We start from the raw sequence: 23,549 nt of genomic DNA, 5'->3' as shown, positions 1-23,549 counted from the left end.
GATTCGGCTCGGGGCGGCGGCCTGTCACCGCGCGCGCTCAGCGCGTGCTCAGCGCTTGCGGAGGGTCTCCGTCCACGTCGAGACCACGCCGTCGGCGATGCGGTAGCCGGCATCCGGCACAGCGACCACGGTCACCTCTCCGGTGACGCGCACCTTTCCGTTGCGGGCCTCGACCCTCTCGCCGTTCACGTAGTACGTGATGCCTTTCACGTTCGTCGGCACCTTCACCTCGTCGCGCGAGGTTCCCGGCTTGTCCGTGAAGGTCGGGGGCTTGGGCGTCGTCGGCGTCGTCAGCACAGGGACGTTCGCCCAGTCGAGGTCGCTCGCGAGGTAGAACGAGGTGTACGCCGGCTGGTTGTACGTCGTCTGCTGACGAGCGGTCTCGACCCGGTACTGCACGTCGTGCATGAGGGTCGTGAGCTTGTGCGCGGTGGGCTCGGTGGTCGTGTAGAACCGCAGTGCGCTCGAGTCCGCCGTGCGCACGAGCAGCTCCTCCCGCCAGTCACCCAGCACGTCGGCGACCAGAGACGGGTTGCCCTTGGTGCCGTTGTTCGTGAGGGTGCCGGTGGCGGTCAGCACGGTGCCGCGCGTCCAGTCGTCGATCGTGGGCGTCTGGATGCCGCTGCCGTTCACGAGCTGCGTGGTCATGTCTCCCGCCCAACGGATCGACATGTTCGTGCCAGGCGTCTCGGCCTGCAGCACCTCACCGGTCGCACTGAGAAGGCCGCTGCCCTCGGTGCCGCCGGGCATGCTCGACCACACTTCGATGCCGGGCACATCCGGTCGCACGTCGCCGATCATCGCTCGACCCGTGTCACGGCCGGAGTAAGCGCCGAAGAGCGACTCCCCGGTCGCGGCATCGCGCATCACGGAACCGTACGGCGCGCTGGTCGCGCCCTCGTGGGCTGTCCAGATCTCGAGACCGGGCCGGCTCGGATCGATGTCGGTCACGTGCATCGCGTCGCCGTGACCGAGTCGCACGGTCGCGCCGGGGTCGGCACTGCCCTCAGGCAGCACGTCGAACGAGCTGTAGAGCAGGCTGCCGTCGTCGTCGATCGTCGCCGATCCGTAGACGAGCTCCTGCCTTCCGTCGGCATCCACGTCGGCGAAGCTCAGCGAATGATCACCCTGAGTCGTGATCGTGCCGAATTCGGGGTCGGTGCCGTCACGGCCGTGCGGCGAGTCGTTGAACGGGTTCGTCATGGGTACGTGGCCGCTGTCGACATCCCAGCGCTGCGTCAGACGCTTGCCGTCCCAGTCGAACGCGGCGACGGTCGTACGCGTGTAGTACCCGCGGGCGAACACGGCGGACGGATGCTGGCCGTCGAGGTATCCGACACCGGCCAGGAATCGATCGACGCGGTTGGCCGGCTCGATTCGCGACATCGCATAGTCACCCCACAGCAGTCCGTCATCCCCCCGCTCGGTCGGATACGGGATGGTCTGCAGCTCCGCGCCGGTCGCGCTGTCGAAGACCGTGAGGTACTCGGGACCGTCGACGATGAAGCCCTCGAACTCGCGCAGCAGGTTGCGTGCGCTGCGGCTCGGCGCATACACGTCGATGAAGGTGGTCGCCAGTTCCTGCGCGCTCTCCTGCGAGAGGGGGTATTCGTGGGTCACGGGCATGCCCCATGCCTCTTCGAGAGTGGCCGGCCACTGACCGGACACGACCTCGTCGCGCTCGCTCCAGCCGAGGAACATCTCGACCAGGTGCGCCTCGTAGTCGGCGGCGCTGAGGCGGTAGTCGTCATCGTTCGAGTACCCGGCCTTGCGATCCTCCTTGGGGAGAGTGATGTACGACTCGCTCGCGACGGAGCCGTCGGCCGCGAACTGCACCGACTTGGTGCCTGGGGCCGTCTTCAGCATCGTCTCGGATCGCCCGTCGCCGTCGAAGTCGTAGACGAGGAACTGCGTGTAGTGCGCGCCGGCGCGGATGTTCACACCGAGGTCGAGACGGTTCAGCAGCGTGCCGTCGAGCTCGTAGGTGTCGAGATAGACCGGACCCGTGTAGCCGCGCTGCGAGACGTCCTTCGAGTTCGACGGGTCCCACTTCACGACGTACTCGTACTGCCCGTCACCGTCGACATCGCCGACCGAGACGTCGTTCGCCGAATACGTGTACGCCTCCCCCTTCGGGGTGACGCCGTCGGCGGGCTTCTGCAGCGGCAGGTCGTAGTGCCCCTCGGCCCAGGCGGTGACGGATGCCGAGGCGGATGCCGTCAGCTCGACGCCGTTCACGATCGGGACCACGGAGTACTCCGAGGTCGCGGCCCCGTCGGCATCCGCGTAGTTCGTGCTGTCGGTGACGGTCGCGATCTTCGCGCCGTCGCGGTAGACGGCGAAGTCGGGACCTGCGAGACCTGTGTCGGTCGCGCCGGTCGCCTCGGTGGCCAGCAGCCTCCAGCTGAGGAAGACGCCGTCGGCGGTCGAGACGGCGACGAGACCGCGGTCGAGACTCTCGAGCTGCGGCCCGGTGGATCCAGGGTCATGACGGCCGGTGACGGGCGCGCCTGAGGTGACGGCTCCCGCACTCTGCGCACCCCCTGCGAGGAGGCAGCCGGCGGCGGCCACCGCCACGACGGCGCGGAACGAATGGTGTCGGATATTCATCGTCGAAATCCTTCTCTGAGCGTCGAGCTCGTTCGGATAGCGTTTTCCCGTGCCCGCTCGAAGCTACCCGCCTCGCCAGGGCCCGTCAAGGAACTCAGGCGAATTGAGACGATTCACAGCCCCCGTCGGCGATTAGGCTCGAAGTCATGTCTGCCGAAACCGCGCGCCGCTCCGTCCGCATCCTCACCTGGATCGGAATCGCGACCGGCGTGATCGGCGGACTCCTCGTCGCCTTCCCCACCGTGCTGCCCGTCGGGGGCCCGTGGGTGCAGCTCGCCCTGGGGATCGCGACGCTCGTCCTGGCGTTCCGCGCACGCAAGATCGGGATCGCCGAGATCGAGGGATTCGACGGAAGGATCTCGCTCTTCGCCGCACTGCTCGGATTCCTCACCATCTTCTTCGCGGGCCAGGTCGCCTTCGGCATCCTCGTCGACGTCGCCAACCCCTGAGCGCCCGCCTCGGCCCGCGCCCAGCGCACCTGAGCGCAGCCGACCGCTGATCTAGGCTGGACCCGTGGCATCCCCGGCAGCAGACGACTACCTCAAGACCGTCTACGCGCATACCGAGTGGCAGGACGCGCCGATCACCCCCTCGGTGCTCGCGGCGAAGCTCGGCATCGCTCCCTCGTCGGTGACCGAGATGGTGAAGAAGCTCGCCGCCGCCGGTCTCGTCTCGCACGTGCCATACGGCGCGGTCCGGCTCACGGATGCCGGAACACAGCGCGCCCTGGCGATGGTGCGCCGCCACCGGCTGATCGAGACCTGGCTCGTGCAGGAGTTCGACTACGGGTGGGACGAAGTGCACGACGAGGCCGAGGTGCTCGAGCACACGATCAGCGACCGACTGCTCGAGGGCATCGATGCGCGACTCGGGCGACCCCGTTTCGACCCGCACGGCGACGCGATCCCCGACGCGAGCGGCGCGATCGATCGCGAGCCCTTCGTGCTGCTCGCCGATGCGCCGATCGGCCACACCGGGCAAGTGCTGCGCGTCGACGACCGCGACCCCGAGCTGTTGCGCGCGCTGGAGGCGGCAGGTGTCGCGGTCGCCGCGACCGTCACGATCACGGCATCCGGCATCGAGCTCGGCGGCGCGCGGACGACGCTCCCCGAGGGCGCGTCCGGGGTCGTCTGGCTCAGCGCCTGAGCGCGGGCTGGGTCGTCCGGCTCAGCGCCTGAGCGCGGCCGGTACGAGCGCCTGAACCTGACACCTGCCCGTAACCGCGGGCCAATAGGCTGTGCACATGGCACACCGCGATGACATCGAATGCTGGCTCACCGACATGGACGGCGTGCTCGTCCATGAGAACGACGCCATTCCCGGAGCCGCCGAGCTGCTCGCCGGATGGGAGCAGAACGAGATCCCGTACCTGGTCCTGACGAACAACTCGATCTTCACCGCGCGCGACCTCTCGGCCCGCCTGCGGGCCAGCGGCCTGACCGTGCCCGAAGAGCGCATCTGGACCTCGGCCCTCGCCACCGCCGACTTCCTCGCGCAGCAGCTGCCGGGCGGCTCGGCCTTCGTGATCGGCGAGGCCGGCATCCTGACCGCCCTGCACGAGGCCGGGTTCATCATGACCGAGACGAACCCCGACTTCGTGGTCGTCGGCGAGACCCGCAACTACTCGTTCGAGGCGATCACCAAGGCGATCCGCCTCATCATCAGAGGCGCGCGCTTCATCGTCACGAACCCCGATGCCACGGGCCCGTCGGCCGACGGCGTGATGCCGGCCACCGGCGCGATCGCCGCCCTCATCACCAAGGCGACCGGCAAGGAGCCGTACGTCGTCGGCAAGCCGAACCCGATGATGTTCCGCTCGGCCCTGAACAAGATCGGCGCGCACTCGAAGAAGACGGGCATGATCGGCGACCGCATGGACACCGACATCATCGCCGGCATCGAGGCGGGCCTGCACACCGTGCTGGTCATGACCGGCATCAGCGACCAGGCCGAGGTCGAGAAGTACCCGTTCCGCCCCGACGAGATCGTCGATTCGGTCGCCGAACTGCTGCCGACCGTCACCGAGTCGATCCCGACGCTCGACGAGGACTGACATGGGTGCGCTCGACGAGGGAGAGCGTGTCGTCGCAGCGGATGCCGCCGTCTGGCGCGCCTGGCTCGAGGAGCATCACGAGCGCACCGCCGGAGTCTGGCTGCTGAGCGTGCGCGGCGCCCGCGCGGACGGCGTCGGATACGAGGATGCCGTGCGCCAGGCGCTGTGCTTCGGATGGATCGACGGCCCGGTGCGCACCTTCGACGATCAGACCGTCGGGCAGTGGTTCTCGCCCCGGCGCCGCGGCAGCGGGTGGGCGGCGACGAACAAGGCGCGTCTGGTCGACCTCGAGGCCGCCGGATTGCTCGCTCCGGCCGGCATCCGCGTACTCGAGGCCGCGAAGGCCGACGGATCCTGGACTGTGCTCGACGGCCCCGAGGCGGGCATCGAGCCCGACGAGCTGACCGAGGCGCTGGATGCCGTGCCCCCCGCGCGCGCGAACTGGGATGCCTTCCCGAAATCGGTCAAGAAGTTCGGCCTCACACACATCGCGATGGCCAAGCGCGCAGAGACGCGCGCGGCGCGGATCGCCAAGATCGTGGCGGATGCCGCGGAGGGGAAACGCCCATGAACCAGTCGGATCTGCTCTTCCTGGTGGTCTTCCTGATCCTTCTCAGCACGCTGACGGTGTTCGTCGTGCAGTTCTGGCGCTCACGCCGTCGCGGCGGAGACGGCGAGGGCGATGGCCGTGCCGGCTGGTGGGAAGGCCCCTGGGACGACGACGACCGCAAGCGCTGAGCGCGATCGTCCGCCGACCTCTTGGTCAGGCCAGGGTCAGGCTGAGCACGCGCTCGACCGGCTGCGGCATCCGCAGCGGCCCTGTGCCAGGGGTGATCGTGCCGAGAATGCGCGGCGCACGCGCTCCGGTGCCTCCGGGCGTCACCGCGGCCACGCCGTGCATCGTGCACCAGCCGATGAGCGCGAAAAGGATCGCCTCCTTGCTGTCGACGGACGCGCCGAGCTCGTCGGCGAGCACGACCTCGACATCGGGGAGCGCGGCGCGGAGCCCTTGCATGATCAGCGGGTTGTGGCATCCGCCGCCCGAGACCGCGAGGAAGCGGATGCCCGCAGCCAGGACGTCCTGCGCGACCGTTCGCACCGTCAGCTCGGTGAGGGTCCGCACGAGGTCGGCGACGGAGAGCGCGCGGCCCGAGGAGCCCGTGAGGCGATCGACGTGGGCGCGCACGTAGTCGAGATGGAAGTGCTCCTTGCCGGTGCTCTTGGGGGCTGCGAGCGAGTAGTACGGGTCGGCGAGAAGAGCTGCGAGGAGCTCCTCGTCGACGGCGCCGGTGCGCGCGACGGCGGCATCCGCGTCGTACCCGCGATCGTTCAGTCCCTCTGCCACGACGACCGCATCGACCAGCGCGTTCGCCGGACCGATGTCATAGGCCGACAGGCCGTCGGGGCCCACCACTGTCATGTTGGCGATACCGCCGAGATTCACCGCAGCCGAGACTCCCGCGCGGCCGCGCAGCAGCAGTTCGTCGAGGAACGACACGAGAGGGGCACCGTGGCCGCCGGCAGTGATGTCGCGGATGCGGACGTCAGACACCACGGGCGCGCCCACCCGCTCGGCGATCCAGGCGGGCTGGCCGATCTGCAGAGTGCCGAGCGCGTGGCCATCGGCGACCCAGTGGAAGACCGTCTGGCCGTGCGTGCACACGGCATCCACTCCCCCGACCGCGTCGGATGCTGTGGCGGCGACCTCGGCGAAGGCCTGCCCGATCAGCGTGTCGAGCTCGCAGACCTCGGCGAACGTCGTGGGTGCGGGCGGCAGCGCGGCGACGAGGCGAGCCCGCAGTTCGGGATCGTACGCAACGCTGTCCTCGTGCAGCACCGTGCCGCGCAGGGCTCCGTCGCTCTCGTCGAAGTCCACGACCGTGACGTCGATGCCGTCGTGCGAGGTGCCCGAGAGCAGTCCGAGTACGCGCATGAGTGTTCCTTCCGTCGCCTGCTACGAGCGTAGGCCGCTTTTGTTAGGGAGGCGAACGGAAGGGATCTCTTCTGCACCGATGACCTTTCGGGACGCGTCCTCCACGCCGGTCGGCGACGTACGCGCATGTCGACATCTCCTCTCCGACGGCTGCGTAGCATTCTGCGAGACTCCACCCTCCACCCGCAGAATGGGAGCATGTTCGTGTCCGCAGAGATCATCGCGATCGTCCTCAGTACAGTGGGACTCCTTCTGACTCTGGGCGGCACCATGGTCGCGGGCTTCGCCTGGTGCATCCGCAGATCCGACCGCGTCGAGGAGAGACTCGGCGCTCGCATCGACGGAGTCGAGCAGAGACTCGGCGCTCGCATCGACGGAGTCGAGGAGGGACTCGGTGCTCGCATCGACGGAGTCGAGCAGAGGCTCGGCGCCCGGATCGATGCGGTCGCCGCCGACACGACCGAACTCAAGATCGCGATGGCCCGCATCGAAGGGCCGCAGCGCCACCTGATCGTCGCGGCCCGCTGACCCTGGTCTACGCCGACGTCAGCGCAGGGCGAGCGCCGCGGCGCCGATGAGCGGTCCCTCGTCGCCGAGACCCGAGCGTACGACGCGGGTGCGCCGCGAGTACTCATGCGCCGCGCTCGCGGTGAGGGCCTGCTGCACGAGGTCGATGTAGTCTGCCGACACCCGCGAGAATCCGCCGCCGATCGCCACCATGTCGAGGTCCACGAGGGTCGCGGCGTCTGCGAGCGCCTCGCCCACGGCCTTCGCCGACCGCTCGATCGCGGCGCGCGCGACGGCGTCGCCGGCAGCGGCATCCTTCGCGAGATCCTCGCCAGTGGCCCCCGTCCAGCCCTGCTGCTGCGCCCAGGCGGCGCTGGCCGGCCCCGAGGCGATCTCCTCGAGCGTCAGCCCGCCCTCGCGGCGCACCTGACCGAGATGTCCGGCGTTGCCGGTGGCGCCGGGGATGTACGCGCCGTTGACGACGAAACCTCCGCCGACGCCGGTCGAGACGACGATCGACAGTGACGCACCGGCATCCTGCGTGGCGCCCAACCACGACTCGGCGAGAGCGAGAGCGCCGCCGTCGTGACCGAAGACCGTGGGCAGCGCGCGGCCGAGGATCCGGGAGGCGGTCGTGCGCACCGCATCCTTGAGACCGTACCCGCGGGCTGCAGGCATGTTCACGGGGAGGATCTGGCCGACGTTCCGGTCGATCGGCCCGGCGCTGCCGATGCCTGCACCGATGAGTTCGGCGTCGTCGGGGAGACGGGAGAGCGCGTGTGCGATCACTGTCGCGATCGCGTCGTCGAGCGACGCGGGAGTGGCATCCCGGCCAGTCGCTCGGCGGCTGCGGCTTCCCCGCACCAGCTCGCCGTGCTCGCTCACGAGCGCGGCCTCCATCTTGGTGCCGCCGACGTCGACGGCCAGGGCGTAGCGGGTCACTGCGGTTCGAGTCCGAGGTCGTCGAGGTCGAAGGCGGCGCGCCATTCGAGGCCCTCGGCTTCGATCGCGGCCTGAGCGCCGGTCTTGCGGTCGACGATCACGGCGACGGCGACGATCTCGGCACCCTCCTTGCGAAGCGCCTCGACGGCCTTGAGCGCCGACTGCCCGGTCGTCGAGGTGTCTTCGAGCACGACGACGCGCTTGCCCTTGACGTCGGCGCCCTCGATCTGGCGACCGCGGCCGTGGTCCTTGGGCTCCTTGCGCACGACGAAGGCGTCGAGCGGCTCGTCGGCGGCGACCGAGGCGTGCAGCACCGAGTTCGCGATGGGGTCGGCCCCGAGGGTCAGGCCACCGACCGCGACCACGTCGAGATCGCCGATGAGGTCGAGCATGATGCGGCCGATCGCGGGAGCTGCGCGGTGATCGAGCGTCAGCTTTCGCATGTCGACGTAGTACGTCGCCTTCTTGCCGCTCGAGAGCGTGAAGTCTCCGTGGAACACGGCCTCGTCCTTGATCAGGTCGAGGAGGGTCTGGCGGTCTGCGTCGAGTGCGGTCACGGCATCCAGTGTAGGAGGTGGGCCCTAGGCTTGACGCATGCGCTTGGCCACCTGGAACGTCAACTCCATCCGCACCCGTGTCACCCGCACCGTCGAGTTCGCCGTCCGCGAGGACATCGACGTGCTGGCGATGCAGGAGATCAAGTGCAAGCCCGAGCAGTTCCCGTACGGGCCGTTCGAAGAGGCGGGCTATCACGTCGAGGTGCACGGCCTGAATCAGTGGAACGGCGTCGCGATCGCGAGCCGCCTGCCGATCACCGACGTCCGCACGTCTTTCGACGGCATGCCGGGCTTCGCCAAGGGGCATGAGGGTCCGGATGCTCCGCTCGAAGCACGCGCACTCGGCGTGCTCGTCGACGGCGTGCGCGTGTGGAGCCTGTATGTGCCGAACGGCCGCTCGCTCGAGGACCCGCACTACACGTACAAGCTGCACTGGCTCGAGGAGCTGAAGAAGGCTACCGCCGCCGAGCTGTCGGCGAACCCCGATCTGCCTCTCGCACTGGTCGGCGACTTCAACATCATCCCGTTCGACAAGGACAACGGCGACCCCGACATCGTCGAGGGCGTCTCGACGCACGTCTCCCCCCAGGAGCGTCAGGCGTTCTTCGCGTTCGCCGACGCGGGCCTCACCGACGTGGTGCGACCGCTGGTCCCCGAGGGATTCACCTACTGGGACTACCAGCGCCTGAAGTTCCCGCGCAACGAGGGCGTGCGCATCGACTTCGTCCTCGGCTCGAAGACGCTTGCAGATGCGGTCACCGGCGCTTCGATCCACCGCGACGAGCGCAAGGGCGAGCAGCCGAGCGACCACGTCCCCGTGGTCGTCGAGTTCGACCTCGGCGGCGCTGAAGAAGACGACGACCTGCCGATGATCTTCTCCTGACCGTCGGCCGTTGAGCGAGCGAAGCGAGACGACACGGATGACCCTGCGCCTGATCGCCACCGACCTGGACGGCACTCTGCTGACGTCGGCATCCGACGTCTCCGTGCGCACGCGGGCGGCACTCGATCAGGCGCGGGCCCGCGGCATCCACGTGGTGCCGGTCACCGCTCGCCAGCCGATCGGCCTGCGCGCGATCGCGAGCGGCGCCGGCTTCGACGCATGGGCGCTGTGCAGCAACGGCGCCTACGCGACGCACCTCGCCGACGGGCGGATGCTGTTCGCCGAGGAGCTGCCAGCGGAGACGATCCGCACCTTGGCCGAGGCGCTGCGCGCCAGCGTCCCCGGGCTGTTGTTCGCGAGCGTGCGCGAGGGCGGCGAGACGTTCGTCGCCCAGCACGGCTACGCCGAGATCGCGGATCTCTCAGACCACAAGCGCGATCCGCGCACGATGGGCGGGGTGGGGCTCGACCAGGTGCTCGCCGCTCCGAGCCTGAAGCTCGTGATCCGGCATCCGGAGCTCGCACCGTCCGCGCTGTTCGAGGCGCTGTGCGACCTCGGCCTCACCGGCTTCGAGGCCACGTTGTCGGGGGCGCCGTTCGTCGAGGTCATGGCCGAAGGCGTCACCAAGGCCACGGGCCTCGCCCGCCTCTGCGAGCACCTCGAGATCGACCGCCGCGACGTGATCGCCTTCGGCGATGCGCTCAACGACGTCGAGATGCTCCGCTGGGCGGGCCGCGGGGTCGCGATGGCCGATGCCGACGACGTCGTGCAGTATGCCGCAGATGAGACCACGACCTCGAACGACGACGACGGCGTCGCCAGGGTGATCGAGCGCCTGCTCGGCTGACTCGAAGCCGATCAGTCCTCGAAGGTCCCGACCTCGGGCACGCGGTCCGTGCGGCCGTAGCGCAGCAGCATCACACCGCCGTCGTCCGCGACCGGCGGTTCGAGCAGCCGAAGCACCGACGGCAGCGCGCCGTCGTCGAAGACCTTCTTGCCGGCCCCGAGCAGGATCGGGTACACCCACAGATTGAGCTCATCGAACAAGCCCTCGGCGAGCAGCGAGTGCACGAGGTCGATGCTGCCGATCACGTGCACCTCGTGGTGCTGCGCCCGCAGCTCGGCGATCTCTGCGGCGAGGTCCTCACCCACCCGATGACTGTTCTGCCAATCGAGCGTGATGTCTGGATCCCGCGTCGCCACATACTTCGGCACCCGGTCGAACAGTCGGCCGATCTCACCGGACGGGCCCTCGGTGTGATGCGGCCAGTATCCGGCGAAGATGTCGTACGTCCGGCGCCCGAGCAGCAGTGCGTCGAGCTGCTGCATCCCCTGCGAGACGGTCTCTGCCATGCCCGACGACGGATATCCGGCCTGCCAGCCGCTGAATTCGAACCCTCCCGAGGTGTCCTCGTCAGTGCCGCCCGGACCCTGAGCGACGCCGTCGAGGGTCATGAAGAGGTCGATCAGAATGCGTCCGGCCATCAGAGTGCTCCTTTGCACGAGAGATCCTGCACGATGACATGGATCACACTATGCGCTCACTCGGAGGTGCGGGAGGGTGTCCGGTCGGTGGGAGTCGATCGGTCCTCGGAGGTGCGGGAGGGTGTCCGGTCGGTGGGAGTCGATCGGTCCTCGCCCCAGCGGCCGAGCGCCTCGATAGCCTCGCGGAGCGCGACGCCTCGATCAGTGAGCGCGTAGGCGCGCGTGTTGTGCCGGAGGGGAAGTCTGCTGAGCACTCCCGCCGCCTCGAGTTCTCGCAGACGCGTCGCGAGCATGTTCGTCGGCACCCCGAGATCGCGCTGCAGATCGCCGTACCTCTGCGGCCCGTCGAGGAGCTTCTCGACGATGAGCAGCGCCCACCGGGCCCCGACGACGTCGAGGGCTGCAGCGAGGTCGCTCACGCGTTCTGATCGGAGTCCGGCTTCATCCAGAACGGCGAGTAGTGATAGCCGTCTGGGTCGTCGAACTGGCGCTGGTACATGAACGGGTAGTCGTCGGTGTCGCCGACGCGCCCACCGGCGGCAGCGGCGCGCTCGACGAGAGCATCGACAGCCTCCCGACTGTCGAGATCGAACGAGACCGTGACCTTCGACGGGGTGTCCGGTCCGCCGATCACATCCTCGGTGCCGCCGACGCTCGCGTACATCTCGCGACTGCCGAGCATGACGTACTGGTCGGGCGCGATCGCGAAGCACGACACGTTGTGATCGGACATCTCGGCGTTGAGGGTCCAGCCGAGGGCGGTGTAGAACGCTGTGGCCCGGTCGACGCTCGCGACCGGGCAGGTGATGAAGAGGCTCATGTGCTGATGCTTGCAAAATGCAAGTGCGCCGTCAAGAGCATCCGGAGGCGTCACGGGATCGGCTCGGCTCCGTCCGAGGTCACCGAGTCCGCGCGACGCCGGAGGCCCAGCAGCGCGAGCACGCCCGCACCGGCTGTGAGGGCCGCCACGACCCCGAGGCCCAGGCCCGGGACGGATGCCGTCGCCACGGCCCCCGCGACGAGCGGACCGCCCGCGTCCCCGAGCTCCCGCCCCAACTCGGCGCTGCCCATGGTGCGCCCCATGCGCTCAGGCGGTGTGGTCGCTGCGAGGTGCGAGAACGCGATCGGCGTCGCGACGCCGACCTCGACGCCCACCAGCAGCGCGGTGGCGACGAGCGCGACCGGCACCTGCGTCACCGCGGCGAGCGCGATACCCGCGGCGATCACGAGCAGCCCGCCGACCGTGCCGAGCCGCACCGAGATGCGACCCCGATCGTGTGCGGCGCCGACGAAAGGCTGAGCGACGCTCGATGCGATGGCGAGCACGGTCACTATCGCCATGCTCCCCACGGTGTCGAGCCCGGCCTGGCGACCGAGCAGCGGCAGGAAGCCGACCGCGACCGCGAGCGCCCCGGTCGTCGCGGCCAGCACCAGAGTGGGGACGAGGAAGCCGGGGGCAGCGAGCTCTCGCCCCAGATCGACGAGGGTCACGCGCTTGCGCGGCAGCACCGGCACCGCGGGCACCGCCAGGGCGACCCAGGCTGCGGCGGCGAGTCCGAGCACCGCGAGTGCCCAGAACAGCGCGGGCATGCCGCCCCAGACTACGAGTACCGCGCCCAGCAGCGGACCGAGCGCGTAGCCGAGGCTCTTCCACGAGCCGTAACGACCGAAGTACTTCCCCCGCGTGGCATCGTCGGTGAGCCGGGCGACCGCGGCCGACGACGAGGGCGAGAAGGCGGATGCCGCGGCACCCTGACCGAACCGGCCGATCACGAGTCCGAGCATCCCCGGCACGACGGCACCGACGACCGAGAACGCCGAGAACGCGAGAAGCCCTCCGATGATCACGGGGCGTACGCCGATGCGGTCGCTCAGCGCACCGAACAGCGGCTTGAGCAGCACCTCGGCGAGGTCGTACAGCGCGAGGGTCAGGCCGAACGCGAGCAGTGTCCAGCCGATGTCCTCGGTCTCGGCACCGAGGGCGGCGGCGATGCCGTGCGCGCCGAACGCGGTGGTGAATCCGGCGAGATACAGCGGCGCGAGCCGGGGCGTCGCGAGCGGCGGAGTCGAGGTCACGGTCGATTCTCCCAGTATCGACGGCGGTGACCACGGCGACGACGGTGACGACGGTGACGTGATCCCCCGTGCGGGGGATGCCGCAGCATCCGCCTTCGATCTACGGTGGGGGAATGCCCGCAGCGCCGTTCACCCGCACGCCCAGTGTCCGCGAGCAGCGCAGCGACCTCATTCTCGCCGCCGTGATGTTCGTGGGCGCGGTGCTGAGCGCCGCCCTCTCTACGGTCGCCGAGATCTACGGCGACACCAGGGCTGAGCCCTGGACCGCACTCGTCTACGCGGTCGCCGTCACCGTGCCGCTCGGCGTGCGGCGTCGGTGGCCCGGCCCCGTCGCGGTGGCGGTGTGCGTCGCCTACTTCCTCGCGATCTCGTTCCAGGTGCCCGAGATCTACGTCGGCAACATCGCCATGTTCGTGTCGCTGTACACGGTGGGCGCGTGGATGAACAACCGCAGAGCCGCGATGATCGTGCGCGTCTCGATCATCGTCGGCATGTTCGTCTGGCTCATCATCACGATGTACCGCCAGGCGATCGAGGAGGCTGACAAGGCCGAAGTCGCAGCCGGCCTGCTCTCGCCCTATCTGGCCTTCATGCTCATCCAGCTGCTGCTGAACGTGCTCTACTTCGGCGGTGCGTACTACTTCGGCGAGCGCTCGTGGCATGCCGCGCAGGAGCGTCAGGTGCTCGAACAGCGCACGGCCGAGCTCGAGAGGGAGCGCGAGGTGACAGCCGCTCAAGCCGTCGCCCTCGACCGCGTGCGCATCGCCCGTGAGCTGCATGACGTGGTCGCCCATCACGTGTCGGTCATGGGCGTGCAGGCGGGCGCCGCTCGTCTCGTGATCGACCAGGATCCGGAGAAGTCCAAGAGCATCCTGACCGGCATCGAGGGGTCGGCGCGCGACGCCATCCACGAGCTCCGGCAGCTGCTCGAGACCCTGCGCTCACCCGGCAGCGAGGCACCGGATGCCGCGTCGACCGTGACCCTCGACGACATCCGCTCGCTGGTCGAGGCGTCGGTCGAGGCGGGGCTCCCCACCGACTACGCGGTGATCGGCGAGCCGGTCGCCGTGCCCTCGGTCGTCGCCGTGAACCTCTACCGGATCACGCAGGAGTCGCTGACGAACGCCCGGCGTCACGCCGGAGTCGGTGCCACGGCCGATGTACGCGTCCGCTACGACGACGGGGGCGTCGAGGTCGAGGTCGTCAACACCGGTCGAGCGGTCGCCGTGCTGCGGCCGGGTCTGGGTCAGCTCGGCATGCGCGAGCGGGCCGCGGCATCGGGCGGCACCCTCGAGGTGGCACCTCGCCCCTCGGGCGGGCTTCGCGTGCGCGCCCGCGTTCCCCTGGGCGGCACAGCCCCGCAGACCGGCACAGCCCCGCAGACCGACCAGGTGACCGAGAAGAGTCCCACCTCATGATCACGACCACGCCCACCCCTCCGATCCGCGTGCTCCTCGTCGATGACCATGCGATGCTGCGTGCCGGTTTCCGGACGATCCTCGACACCCAGCCCGACATCACGGTCGTGGGCGAGGCGGCGACCGGCGCCGAGGCGCTGGCGCAGGCATCCGCTCTGCTCCCGGACGTGATCACGATGGACGTGCAGATGCCCGACATGGACGGCATCGAGGCGACCAGGCGGATCGTCGCCGACCCCGCGATCGCCGCGGCCATCGCGATCGTCACGACGTTCGACCGGGACGACTACCTCTATCAGGCGCTGGATGCCGGAGCGAGCGGCTTCCTGCTCAAGAACGCCGGCGCCGAAGACCTCATCGCCGCGGTCCGCGCACTCGCCGCGGGAGACGGGATGCTGGCGCCCGAGGTCACCCGCCGGGTGCTCGCCCGGTTCGCCCACGCACCCGCGCCCGCGCCCGCGCCCGCGCCCGCGCCCACGGCTCCTACTACGACTGCTCCCGCATCCGGCCCGCTCGTCGCCCCCGCAGCGCCTGTGGTGCTCGTCGACCCGCTCACCGACCGCGAGGCCGAGGTGCTCGTGCTGCTCGCCGATGCCCGCAGCAACGCCGAGATCGCGAGCGCGCTGTTCATCGGCGAGGCCACCGTGAAGACCCACGTCTCACGGATCCTGCAGAAGCTCGGCGCCCGCGACCGCGTGCAGGCGGTCGTGCTGGCGCACCGCATGGGACTCACATAACCACGGCCCCGATACGCTCGGAGGATGCCGACCGCCGCACCCCTCTCCCGACCGATCCTGGCCGGGATCGTCACCGCGCTGGTCGGATTCACGAGCTCGTTCGCCGTCGTGCTCACGGGCCTCAGCGCGGTCGGCGCGACACCGGCGCAGGCGGCCAGCGGCCTGCTCGCGGTCAGCCTCACGATGGGACTCGCGTGCGTCGTGCTCGCCTGGCGGTATCGGATGCCGATCACCGTCGCCTGGTCGACGCCCGGCGCCGCGCTGCTCGCCGCGACCGGCGTGGTCGAGGGCGGCTGGTCGGCGGCCGTCGGCGCGTTCCTCGTCGCGGCGGCACTGATCCTGCTCACGGCGCTCTGGCCCGCACTGGGCGCGCTGATCGCGCGCATCCCTCCATCCATCGCGCAGGCGATGCTCGCCGGCGTCCTGCTGCCCCTGTGCCTCGCGCCGATCACCGGTCTCGTCGCCAACCCGTGGGGCGTGGTGCCGGTCGTGCTGACCTGGCTGGTCTTCGCCCGTCTCGCACCGCGCTGGGCCGTCCCGCTCGCGTTCCTCGCAGCGGCCGTCGTGGTCACCGTCTCGCTCATCCAGGAGGGCGCTCCGGTAGACGCCGACCTGCTGGTCCCTCACATCGAACTCACCGCACCGACCTTCACGCTCGGCGCCATGATCGGTGTCGCTCTGCCGCTGTTCATCGTCACGATGGCGTCGCAGAACGTACCGGGCATCGCGATCATGCGCAGCTTCGGCTACGAGGTTCCGTGGCGCCCCGCCATGCTCGTCACCGGTCTCGGCACCGCGCTCGGCGCCACGGCCGGGGGCCACGCGATCAACCTCGCGGCGATCAGCGCCGCGCTCGCGGCCTCCCCCGACGCCGACCCCGATCCGAAGCGGCGCTGGGTGGCCGGCGTCTCGACCGGGGCCTCGTATCTCGTGCTCGGCGGGTTCTCCGCCGCGTTCGCCGCGCTCGTCCTCCTCGCACCCGACGCCGTGATCCCCGCGGTCGCCGGGCTCGCGCTCTTCGGGGCGTTCGGGGCATCGGTGCAGCAGGCGATCGACGACCCCGGCGAGCGCATCCCCGCCGTCGTCACCTTCCTGGTGGCGGCATCGGGCATCTCGCTGCTGGGCGTGAGCGCCGCGTTCTGGGCGCTCGTCGCCGGTCTCCTCGTGCGCACCGTGCTGCACGCCGGGCGGCGCTGAGCCCTCTGCCGATCGGCTCGGCTAGCGTGGGGGCGTGACCGTTCCCGCACCAGCGCCCGTCCCTTCAGCCGGCACTCCCGCCGGTCATTTCGACGCCCGCGCTCTGCTCGATCCGGTGAACCCCGCTGAGGTCGACGCGTTCGCCCGCGCCCAGCGCGCCGCCGATCGCTCCTCCGCCGGGCAGATCGTCGCGTGGGTCGCCGTGGGATTCGCCCTGCTGTGCGTGGTGCCCGTCATCGGCATCATGATCCTGGGCCTCGGGTACACGATCGGACGCGGCACCGGGGTCGCGGTCGCCGGGCTCCTCGCCCTGCTGCTGTTCGCGGGGCTCACCGTGGGAATCGTGATGCTCGTGCGTCGAGGCATCCGCACGCGCAATCTGACACGATTCCGCCTCGCGCGCTTCGCAGGAGCGAACGCGATGAGCTACTTCGAACGCATCGACGACCCGCCTCTGCCGGGGATGATCTTCTCGAGCGGATCGAGCCGGATGTCGACCGACGTGCTCCGAGGGGTCGAACCCCGGTTCGTCGAGTTCGGCAACTATCAATACACGACGAGCAACGGCAAACAGTCGCAGACGCACCGCTGGGGCTACGTCGCCGTCAAGCTCGACGTCCCCCTGCCGAACATCGTGCTCGACGCGCTCGGCAACAACACCCTCGGCAACACCGTCGCCGGTGCGTTCAGCGGCGACCAGCGACTTTCGCTCGAGGGCGACTTCGACCGCTACTTCTCGCTGTTCTGCCCTGCGGGCTACGAGGTCGACGCCCTCTACCTCTTCACTCCCGACGTCATGGCGCGCTTCATCGATCACGCCGCGCAGCTCGATGTCGAGATCGTCGACGACTGGCTCTTCCTCTACGCACGCCGCGAGGTGTCGACGCTCGACCCGGCAACCTGGGCGTGGCTGTTCGGCGCGGTCGGCGCTCTGCTGACGAAGCTCGATCAGTGGGCGCGGTGGCGCGACGACCGGCTGCGACTGTCCGGGCCGGCCGCGCAGCATCCGTCTCTCCCCGCCTACGGGGCCGCAGCTCCGGGGCCCGCGGGAGCCCCGGCGCTGCCGTTCGCGGCACCGCAGGGTCTGCTCACCCCTCCTCCTCCCGGTGTCGCCCCTCCGGGTCAGCGCCTCAAGCGCCGAAGCCCGTGGGTGATCGTCGGCATCATCGTCGGGGTCATGCTCGTGGTGACGATGGCCCCGTTCGCGCTCGGCATCTTCTCGTTCCTGTTCCTCGGCTGAGGCAGGAAGCTCCCCCGCACGGCGGACGAGCGCTGGGTCGGGTGAGGTGCGGATCCACCGCACAGATCCGCCACAGGGGGGATGCCGCGGTGCCGCGCCCCGCCATAGCGTGAGGTCATGCGATGCACTGAGCGAACCATGCGATGCACTGAGCGAACCATGCGATGCACTGAGCGAACGGAGTAAGCCGAAGTGACCACAGGAAAGCTCGTACTGAGCGGCATCACCAAGAGCTACGGCTCGCGGCGTGTGCTCGACGACGTCTCGTTCGAGGTGGCCCCCGGGCGTCTCACCGGGTTCGTCGGCGGCAACGGCGCAGGCAAGACCACGACCATGCGGATCGTCCTCGGGCTGCTCGGGTCCGACGGCGGCCATGTCGAACTCGACGGCAAGGCGCTCACCAGCGCCGACCGTCGACACTTCGGCTACATGCCCGAGGAGCGCGGGCTGTATCCCAAGATGAAGGTGCTCGAGCAGATCGTGTATCTCGCCCGTCTGCACGGCTTCAGCAAGACGGATGCCGCGACCCGCGCGACCGCCCTGCTGACCGAGCTCGGGCTCGAGGAGCGCCTCGGCGACACGATCGAGTCGCTGTCGCTCGGCAACCAGCAGCGCGCCCAGATCGCGGCAGCCCTCGTGCACGACCCCGAGGTGCTGATCCTCGACGAGCCGTTCTCAGGCCTCGACCCGCTCGCGGTCGACGTCGTGGCGTCGGTGCTGCAGTCGTCGGCCGCGAAGGGCGCCTCGATCCTGTTCTCCTCGCATCAGCTCGACGTCGTCGAGCGGCTGTGCGACGACCTGGTGATCCTCGCCGCGGGGACCATCCGCGCATCCGGTTCCCGCGATGCGCTCCGCGCACAGCACGCCGGCAGCCGGTACGAGCTGGTCTCCGCCGGGGACGCCGGGTGGCTGCGAGCCGAGCCGGGCATCACGGTGCTCGACTTCGAGGGCGGCTACGCCCTGTTCGACGCCGAGGACGCCGAGGTCGCGCAGCGCGTGCTGCGCACCGCCGTCGAACGCGGCGACGTGGCGAGCTTCGCCCCCAAGCATCCGTCTCTCGCCCAGATCTTCAAGGAGGTCATCCAGTGAGCACCTCGAACAACGCAGGATCCGCCGGCACAGCCTCCGGTGCAAGCTCGCAGGCCTCGATGATCTGGCTCGTCGCCGAGCGTGAGATCGGCTCGAAGCTGCGCAGCAAGGCCTTCCTGATCTCCACGGGCGTCCTGCTGCTCATCGCCCTCGCCGGCATCGTGATCGGCGGCTTCGCGAGCAAGAACACCGATGCGATGCCCGTGGCCGTGACCTCGGAGACGGCATCCGTCGTGTCGGCATTGCCCGCCGTCGAGATCACCGAAGTGGCAGACCAGGCCGCGGCCGAAGAGCTCGTGCGTTCCGAGAAGGTCGACGCCGCGGTTCTCCCCGGCGACGGCGCGACCGGGTTCACCGTGATCGCTCTCAAGGACGCCCCGACCTCTCTCGTGTCGGCGCTGTCGCAGGCCCCGACGGTCGAGATCCTCGAACCTGCGACGACCAACCCGCTGCTGCGGTACTTCATCGCGATCGCGTTCGGCATCGTGTTCATGGGTGCCGCCGCGACCTTCGGAGGCACGATCGCCCAGAGCATCGTCGAGGAGAAGCAGACCCGCGTGGTCGAGATCCTGCTGTCGACCATCTCGGCGCGGACGCTGCTCGCCGGCAAGGTGATCGGCAACACGATCCTGGCGATGGGTCAGATCCTGGCTCTGGCCGCGGTCGCCACGATAGGCCTCATCGCGACAGGCCAACGCGAGGTGCTGTCGACGCTCGGCGCCCCGATCATCTGGTTCGCGGTGTTCTTCCTCTTCGGGTTCATCCTGCTCGCGGCGCTCTTCGCCGCAGCGGCGTCGATGGTCTCCCGCCAGGAGGACATCGGCTCGACGACGACCCCCATCACGATGCTGATCATGGCGCCGTACGTGCTCGTGATCATCTTCAACGACAACCCGCTGGTGCTGACGATCATGTCGTACGTGCCGTTCTCGGCTCCGGTCGGCATGCCGATGCGGCTGTTCGTGGGCGAGGCGCAGTGGTGGGAGCCGCTGCTGAGCCTGGTGATCCTGCTCGCGAGCTGCGTCGCGGCGATCGTGGTCGGCGCGAAGATCTACGAGAACTCGCTGCTGCGCATGGGCTCGCGGGTGAAGCTCGGCGAGGCGCTGCGCGGCTGACGTCGCTCGGAAGCCCCTCCATCGCCGAGGCCCCACCCTGCAGATGCCTGCAGGGTGGGGCCTCGGCGTTTCAGATGGTCACCGACGGGGTCAGATCAGGCCCTCCGACAGGGTGGTGGGGTTCCCGAACCGGTGATTCGTGATCGACACGGCCTGCTCGTGCAGGAACGGCAGCATCTCGACGCGTCCGGCACCCGTGACGGCGTGCGACCAGACGGCGACATCGGGAGTGCCGCCCAGGGCTTCGAACAGAGCAGACGCATCGCCGCCGACGAGGCGCACCCGCTGCCAGCTGTGCTCGGCCTTCGCCGCAGCCTTGGCGAAGCGCTTGACCCACGCTGCATCCTTCTCGTGCGTCACGGTGATGCCCTGGGCGCGCAGCGCCTTCTCGACCCGCGACGGCAGAGCAGGAGCAGACACCGTGAACGGGCTGCCACTGCGCAGAGCGGCGGCGATCACGCGGATGCCGTCGGCCAGAGCCGCGGTCTCCGCAATGCGCACGTCGGCGGCGACCGGACGGTACCGGAACACGTTGCGCTCGACGCCGAGGCCGGACTTGTCGCTGACGGTACCGAACTCGGTGGTCCACGCACGCTCGTCGGCGGCGGCCGCGCGGTGCAGCCACTCGATCTCGACGGCGCCCAGGTCGGAGCCGGCAGCGGCGAGCAGTGCATCGACGGCGGGGATCACAGCGGCGCCGGGGGCTGAGGCCGGGAGCTCAGCGGGACTCCACTCGCCGAGACCGAACAGGTAGTTCGGCCCGCCGGCCTTCGCTCCCGCTCCCACGGCCGACCGCTTCCAGCCGCCGAACGGCTGACGCTGCACGATCGCGCCCGTGATGCCACGGTTGACATAGAGATTGCCGGCCTCGACGCGGTCGAGCCAGGTGGCGACCTCGTCGGAGTCGAGCGAGTGGATGCCGGCGGTGAGCCCGTAGTCCACCGCGTTCTGCAGACGGATCGCCTCGTCGAGGTCCTTGGCGCGCATGATGCCGAGCACGGGTCCGAAGAACTCGGTCAGGTGCGTCGTCGAACCGGGAGCGACGCCGATCTTGACGCCCGGAGTCCACTGCTTGCCCTCGTCGTCGAGCTTCTTCGGCTCGACGAGCCAGCGCTCGCCCCGCTCGAGAGTGGTCAGCGCGGTCAGCAGCTTGCCGCTCGCCGGCTCGATGATCGGGCCCATCTGGGTCGCCGGGTCTTCGGGCAGTCCGACGCGCATCGAGGTGACCGCATCGACCAGCTGACGCTCGAACCGCTTCGAGTCGGCAACCGAGCCGACGAGGATCGCCAGCGACGCCGCCGAGCACTTCTGCCCCGCGTGACCGAAGGCGCTGCGGGCCACGTCGGCGGCGGCCAGGTCGAGGTCCGCCGACGGCGTGACGATGATCGCGTTCTTGCCGCTCGTCTCGGCGAGCAGCGGCAGGTCGGAGCGGAACGAGCGGAACAGCTGCGCCGTCTCGTACGCGCCGGTGAGGATGACACGGTCGACCTCGGGGCTCGCGACCAGGCGGGTGCCGAGGTCGCGGTTGGCGAGGTCGACGAGGGCGAGCAGGTCACGGGGAACGCCCGCGGCCCACAGAGCCTCGACCATCACGGCACCGCAGCGCTGCGTGAGCTTCGCGGGCTTGATGACGACGCCCGAGCCTGAGGCGAGGCCGGCGAGCACGCCGCCCGCGGGGATCGCGACCGGGAAGTTCCACGGCGGCGTGACGACGGTGACCTTCGACGGCACGAACTCCGCACCGTCGACGGTCTCGAGGTCGAGCGCGCGCTCGGCGTAGTAGTGAGCGAAGTCGATCGCCTCGGAGACCTCGGGGTCGGCTTCGGCGATGGTCTTTCCCGCCTCGTGCGCCATGATCTCGATCAGCTGACCGCGACGGGCGGCGAGCTCGTCGCCCGCGCGGTGCAGCACGGCGGCGCGCTCGGCGGCGGGCAGGGCGGCCCACGTCGCCGCGGCGGCTGATGCGGCGGCGAAGATGCCGTCGAGCTCGTCGGTCGTCTCGACCTTGGCGAGGGCGATCGAGTCGAGACCCAGCGTCGAGTCCACCGAGCGCGCCAGGATCTCGCGACCCCAGGCGCGGTTGGCGGCGATCGCCGGGTCGCTGTCCGCCTGGTTCTCGAAGCCGGTGGTGACAGCATCGCTCGCGGCAGCCTCGGCCGCGCGGTCCTGCACGCGGTTCGACGACGGCACCGAGCGGTCGGCCTCGAGTCCTGCGAGAGAACGCTCGAAGCGCTCGCGCTCGCGGGTCAGCAGAGCGGGGTCCGAAGCCAGCTCGAACACGGCCGACATGAAGTTCTCGGGGCTGGCGTTCTCTTCGAGGCGGCGCACGAGGTAGGCGATGGCGACGTCGAACTCGGCCGGGTTCACGACCGGTGTGTACAGCAGCAGCTGACCGACGTCCTTGCGGACGGCCTCCGCCTGTCCGGTCGCCATGCCGAGCAGCATCTCGTACTCGACGGCGTCGGTCACCCCTCGCGCCTGCGCGAGCAGCCAGGTGTATGCGATGTCGAACAGGTTGTGGCCCGCGACGCCGATGCGCACGGCATCCAGGCGATCGGGCGTCATCGACCAGTCGAGCACGCGCTTGTAGTTGGTGTCGGAGTCCTGCTTGGTGCCGTAGGTCGCGAGCGGCCAGCCGTGCACCTTCGAGTCGACCTCTTCCATGGCGAGGTTCGCGCCCTTGACGACACGCACCTTGATGGGCGCTCCGCCCTTCGCGCGGCGGCCGGCGGCCCACTCCTGCAGCCGCTGCATCGCGCCGAGTGCGTCGGGCAGGTAGGCCTGCAGCACGATGCCGGCCTCGAGGTTCTCGAAGCCCGGCTGGTCGAGGATGCTGGTGAACGCCGCGATCGTGAGGTCGAGGTCGCGGAACTCCTCCATGTCGAGGTTGATGAACTTGGTCTTGCCTGCGGCCTCAGAGGTCGCGGCGAGCTCGTACAGCGGCGTGAGCTTGGTCACGACGTCGGCCACAGCCTCGTCGAACGACCACATCGACAGCTGGCTGACGACGCTCGAGACCTTGATCGAGACGTAGTCGACGTCCTTGCGGGCAAGGAAGTCGAAGGTGCCCTGCAGACGACGACCGGCCTCGCGCTCACCGAGCACGGCCTCGCCGAGGAGGTTGAGGTTCAGGCGATTGCCGCTCTTGCGCAGCTTCGCGATCGCCGGGCCCAGCTTCGACGGCGTGGCGTCGAGCACGAGGTGCCCGACCATGGCGCGCAGCACGCGGCGGGAGATCGGCACGACGACGCCCGGGAGCTTGGGAGCCCAGAAGCCACCGGTCTTGATCGCGGCGCGGAGATATCCGGGCAGCAGCGAGGGGGTGATCTCCGACAGCTCGGCGAGCGCGCGGCCCGCGACGCTGAGGTCTTCGGGACGCATCACCCCATCAACGAAGCCGACCGTGAAGGCGAGACCGTTCGGGTCTTTCAGCACCTCCGAGAGACGCTGCGCGGCGGGCTCGACGGGGTGGGTCTCGCTCTCGGCGAGCCAGCGCTGCACGAGGGCTGCGACCTCTTCGGTGCGCGGCGTCGTGTCGGGAGTGGTGGTGTCGGCGACGACAGTCATCAGGGTGAACCTTCCGGGGGATCGCACACCCGGGATCGTGTGCGGCTCGATCATTCTCAGACGCGCGAGTAGGCTACGTCTATCAACCGATTCGAGTGATTTCTGTTCAGTCTCGATGAACGATTTCACCGGTGCGAAAG

22 protein-coding genes and 1 pseudogene are annotated in these 23,549 nt (G+C 69.6%); 14 read left to right on the top strand and 9 right to left on the bottom strand.

Annotated features, from left to right (window positions below):
* Positions 1-48 precede the first annotated feature (48 nt).
* On the bottom strand, positions 49-2,610 hold the full coding sequence (locus ASF63_RS09020; protein WP_056512290.1) for a rhamnogalacturonan lyase: 2,562 nt from the start codon (positions 2,608-2,610) through the stop codon (positions 49-51).
* A 146-nt stretch (positions 2,611-2,756) separates the two neighbouring features.
* Here ASF63_RS09020 and ASF63_RS09015 point away from each other — a divergent pair, with 146 nt between their 5' ends.
* From ASF63_RS09015 to ASF63_RS19340, 5 genes are all read left to right on the top strand, one after another.
* Positions 2,757-3,059: a hypothetical protein gene (locus ASF63_RS09015; protein WP_056512287.1), complete on the top strand. Its 303-nt coding sequence runs from the start codon at positions 2,757-2,759 to the stop codon at positions 3,057-3,059.
* Positions 3,060-3,123: 64 nt separating this feature from the next.
* Positions 3,124-3,756, top strand: coding sequence for a metal-dependent transcriptional regulator (locus tag ASF63_RS09010; RefSeq protein WP_056512283.1), 633 nt, complete (start codon positions 3,124-3,126; stop codon positions 3,754-3,756).
* Positions 3,757-3,853: 97 nt separating this feature from the next.
* A complete protein-coding gene (locus tag ASF63_RS09005; RefSeq protein ID WP_056512280.1) occupies positions 3,854-4,663 on the top strand; it encodes an HAD-IIA family hydrolase in 810 nt (269 codons plus the stop codon).
* Between the two features lies 1 nt (position 4,664).
* Positions 4,665-5,234 carry a YdeI/OmpD-associated family protein gene (locus ASF63_RS09000; protein WP_056512277.1) on the top strand — a complete coding sequence of 190 codons (570 nt, stop codon included), beginning with the start codon at positions 4,665-4,667 and terminating at the stop codon, positions 5,232-5,234.
* A complete protein-coding gene (locus ASF63_RS19340) occupies positions 5,231-5,401 on the top strand; it encodes a hypothetical protein (RefSeq protein ID WP_200933991.1) in 171 nt (56 codons plus the stop codon). Before ASF63_RS09000 ends, ASF63_RS19340 begins: the two co-directional genes overlap by 4 nt.
* 25 nt (positions 5,402-5,426) lie before the next feature.
* On the opposite strand, the gene ASF63_RS08995 is transcribed toward ASF63_RS19340, so the two are convergent.
* A complete protein-coding gene (locus ASF63_RS08995; RefSeq protein WP_056512274.1) occupies positions 5,427-6,596 on the bottom strand; it encodes an anhydro-N-acetylmuramic acid kinase in 1,170 nt (389 codons plus the stop codon).
* A gap of 198 nt (positions 6,597-6,794) precedes the next feature.
* On the opposite strand from ASF63_RS08995, the gene ASF63_RS08990 reads away from it, so the two are divergent.
* Positions 6,795-7,124: a hypothetical protein gene (locus tag ASF63_RS08990; protein WP_056512271.1), complete on the top strand. Its 330-nt coding sequence runs from the start codon at positions 6,795-6,797 to the stop codon at positions 7,122-7,124.
* Between the two features lie 18 nt (positions 7,125-7,142).
* Here ASF63_RS08990 and ASF63_RS08985 read toward each other — a convergent pair whose 3' ends face one another.
* Both ASF63_RS08985 and pyrE read right to left on the bottom strand, forming a co-directional pair.
* Entirely contained in the window at positions 7,143-8,045 is a 903-nt protein-coding gene (locus ASF63_RS08985; protein WP_056512266.1) for an ROK family protein, read from the bottom strand.
* Positions 8,042-8,602 carry an orotate phosphoribosyltransferase gene (pyrE, locus tag ASF63_RS08980; protein ID WP_056512263.1) on the bottom strand — a complete coding sequence of 187 codons (561 nt, stop codon included), beginning with the start codon at positions 8,600-8,602 and terminating at the stop codon, positions 8,042-8,044. The genes ASF63_RS08985 and pyrE overlap by 4 nt, the downstream gene beginning before the upstream one ends.
* A 37-nt stretch (positions 8,603-8,639) precedes the next feature.
* On the opposite strand from pyrE, the gene ASF63_RS08975 reads away from it, so the two are divergent.
* Together ASF63_RS08975 and ASF63_RS08970 are read left to right on the top strand one after the other, a co-directional pair.
* A complete protein-coding gene (locus ASF63_RS08975; RefSeq protein ID WP_056512262.1) occupies positions 8,640-9,485 on the top strand; it encodes an exodeoxyribonuclease III in 846 nt (281 codons plus the stop codon).
* Positions 9,486-9,495: 10 nt separating this feature from the next.
* Positions 9,496-10,332 (top strand): Cof-type HAD-IIB family hydrolase, encoded by an 837-nt coding sequence (locus tag ASF63_RS08970; RefSeq protein WP_235560751.1) that lies wholly within the window; start codon positions 9,496-9,498, stop codon positions 10,330-10,332.
* An 11-nt stretch (positions 10,333-10,343) separates the two neighbouring features.
* On the opposite strand, the gene ASF63_RS08965 is transcribed toward ASF63_RS08970, so the two are convergent.
* The 4 genes and pseudogenes from ASF63_RS08965 to ASF63_RS08950 form a co-directional block, all read right to left on the bottom strand.
* Entirely contained in the window at positions 10,344-10,970 is a 627-nt protein-coding gene (locus tag ASF63_RS08965) for a dihydrofolate reductase family protein (protein ID WP_056512256.1), read from the bottom strand.
* Positions 10,971-11,116: 146 nt separating this feature from the next.
* Positions 11,117-11,389, bottom strand: a pseudogene (locus ASF63_RS08960) (winged helix-turn-helix transcriptional regulator); the annotation flags it as partial.
* The gene (locus tag ASF63_RS08955) at positions 11,386-11,790 is read right to left on the bottom strand and encodes a VOC family protein (protein WP_056512255.1); all 405 of its coding nucleotides are present in this window, start codon (positions 11,788-11,790) and stop codon (positions 11,386-11,388) included. The pseudogene ASF63_RS08960 and the gene ASF63_RS08955, both read right to left, overlap by 4 nt.
* A 50-nt stretch (positions 11,791-11,840) precedes the next feature.
* Complete coding sequence (locus ASF63_RS08950; protein ID WP_056512245.1) at positions 11,841-13,046, bottom strand: MFS transporter; 1,206 nt, start codon at positions 13,044-13,046, stop codon at positions 11,841-11,843.
* Between the two features lie 113 nt (positions 13,047-13,159).
* Here ASF63_RS08950 and ASF63_RS08945 point away from each other — a divergent pair, with 113 nt between their 5' ends.
* The 6 genes from ASF63_RS08945 (at position 13,160) to ASF63_RS08920 (ending at position 19,842) form a co-directional block, all read left to right on the top strand.
* A complete protein-coding gene (locus ASF63_RS08945) occupies positions 13,160-14,464 on the top strand; it encodes a sensor histidine kinase (protein ID WP_056512240.1) in 1,305 nt (434 codons plus the stop codon).
* Positions 14,461-15,201, top strand: coding sequence for a response regulator (locus tag ASF63_RS08940; RefSeq protein WP_056512238.1), 741 nt, complete (start codon positions 14,461-14,463; stop codon positions 15,199-15,201). Before ASF63_RS08945 ends, ASF63_RS08940 begins: the two co-directional genes overlap by 4 nt.
* A 24-nt stretch (positions 15,202-15,225) precedes the next feature.
* On the top strand, positions 15,226-16,398 hold the full coding sequence (locus ASF63_RS08935) for a benzoate/H(+) symporter BenE family transporter (RefSeq protein ID WP_056512235.1): 1,173 nt from the start codon (positions 15,226-15,228) through the stop codon (positions 16,396-16,398).
* A 34-nt stretch (positions 16,399-16,432) separates the two neighbouring features.
* Complete coding sequence (locus ASF63_RS08930; RefSeq protein ID WP_056512231.1) at positions 16,433-17,638, top strand: hypothetical protein; 1,206 nt, start codon at positions 16,433-16,435, stop codon at positions 17,636-17,638.
* 192 nt (positions 17,639-17,830) lie between these two features.
* Positions 17,831-18,727, top strand: a complete 897-nt coding sequence (locus ASF63_RS08925) for an ABC transporter ATP-binding protein (RefSeq protein ID WP_056512227.1) — start codon at positions 17,831-17,833, stop codon at positions 18,725-18,727.
* 59 nt (positions 18,728-18,786) lie between these two features.
* Entirely contained in the window at positions 18,787-19,842 is a 1,056-nt protein-coding gene (locus ASF63_RS08920) for an ABC transporter permease (protein ID WP_056512957.1), read from the top strand.
* A gap of 90 nt (positions 19,843-19,932) precedes the next feature.
* Here ASF63_RS08920 and ASF63_RS08915 read toward each other — a convergent pair whose 3' ends face one another.
* Complete coding sequence (locus tag ASF63_RS08915; protein ID WP_056512955.1) at positions 19,933-23,409, bottom strand: proline dehydrogenase family protein; 3,477 nt, start codon at positions 23,407-23,409, stop codon at positions 19,933-19,935.
* Positions 23,410-23,549: the final 140 nt, after the last annotated feature.

Origin of the sequence: Microbacterium sp. Leaf320, from assembly GCF_001423485.1 — a bacterium.
In the GTDB taxonomy this organism is placed as follows: domain Bacteria; phylum Actinomycetota; class Actinomycetes; order Actinomycetales; family Microbacteriaceae; genus Microbacterium.
Note: the sequence above shows the minus strand (reverse complement) of the source record. Positions and strands in the feature narration are given on the sequence as shown.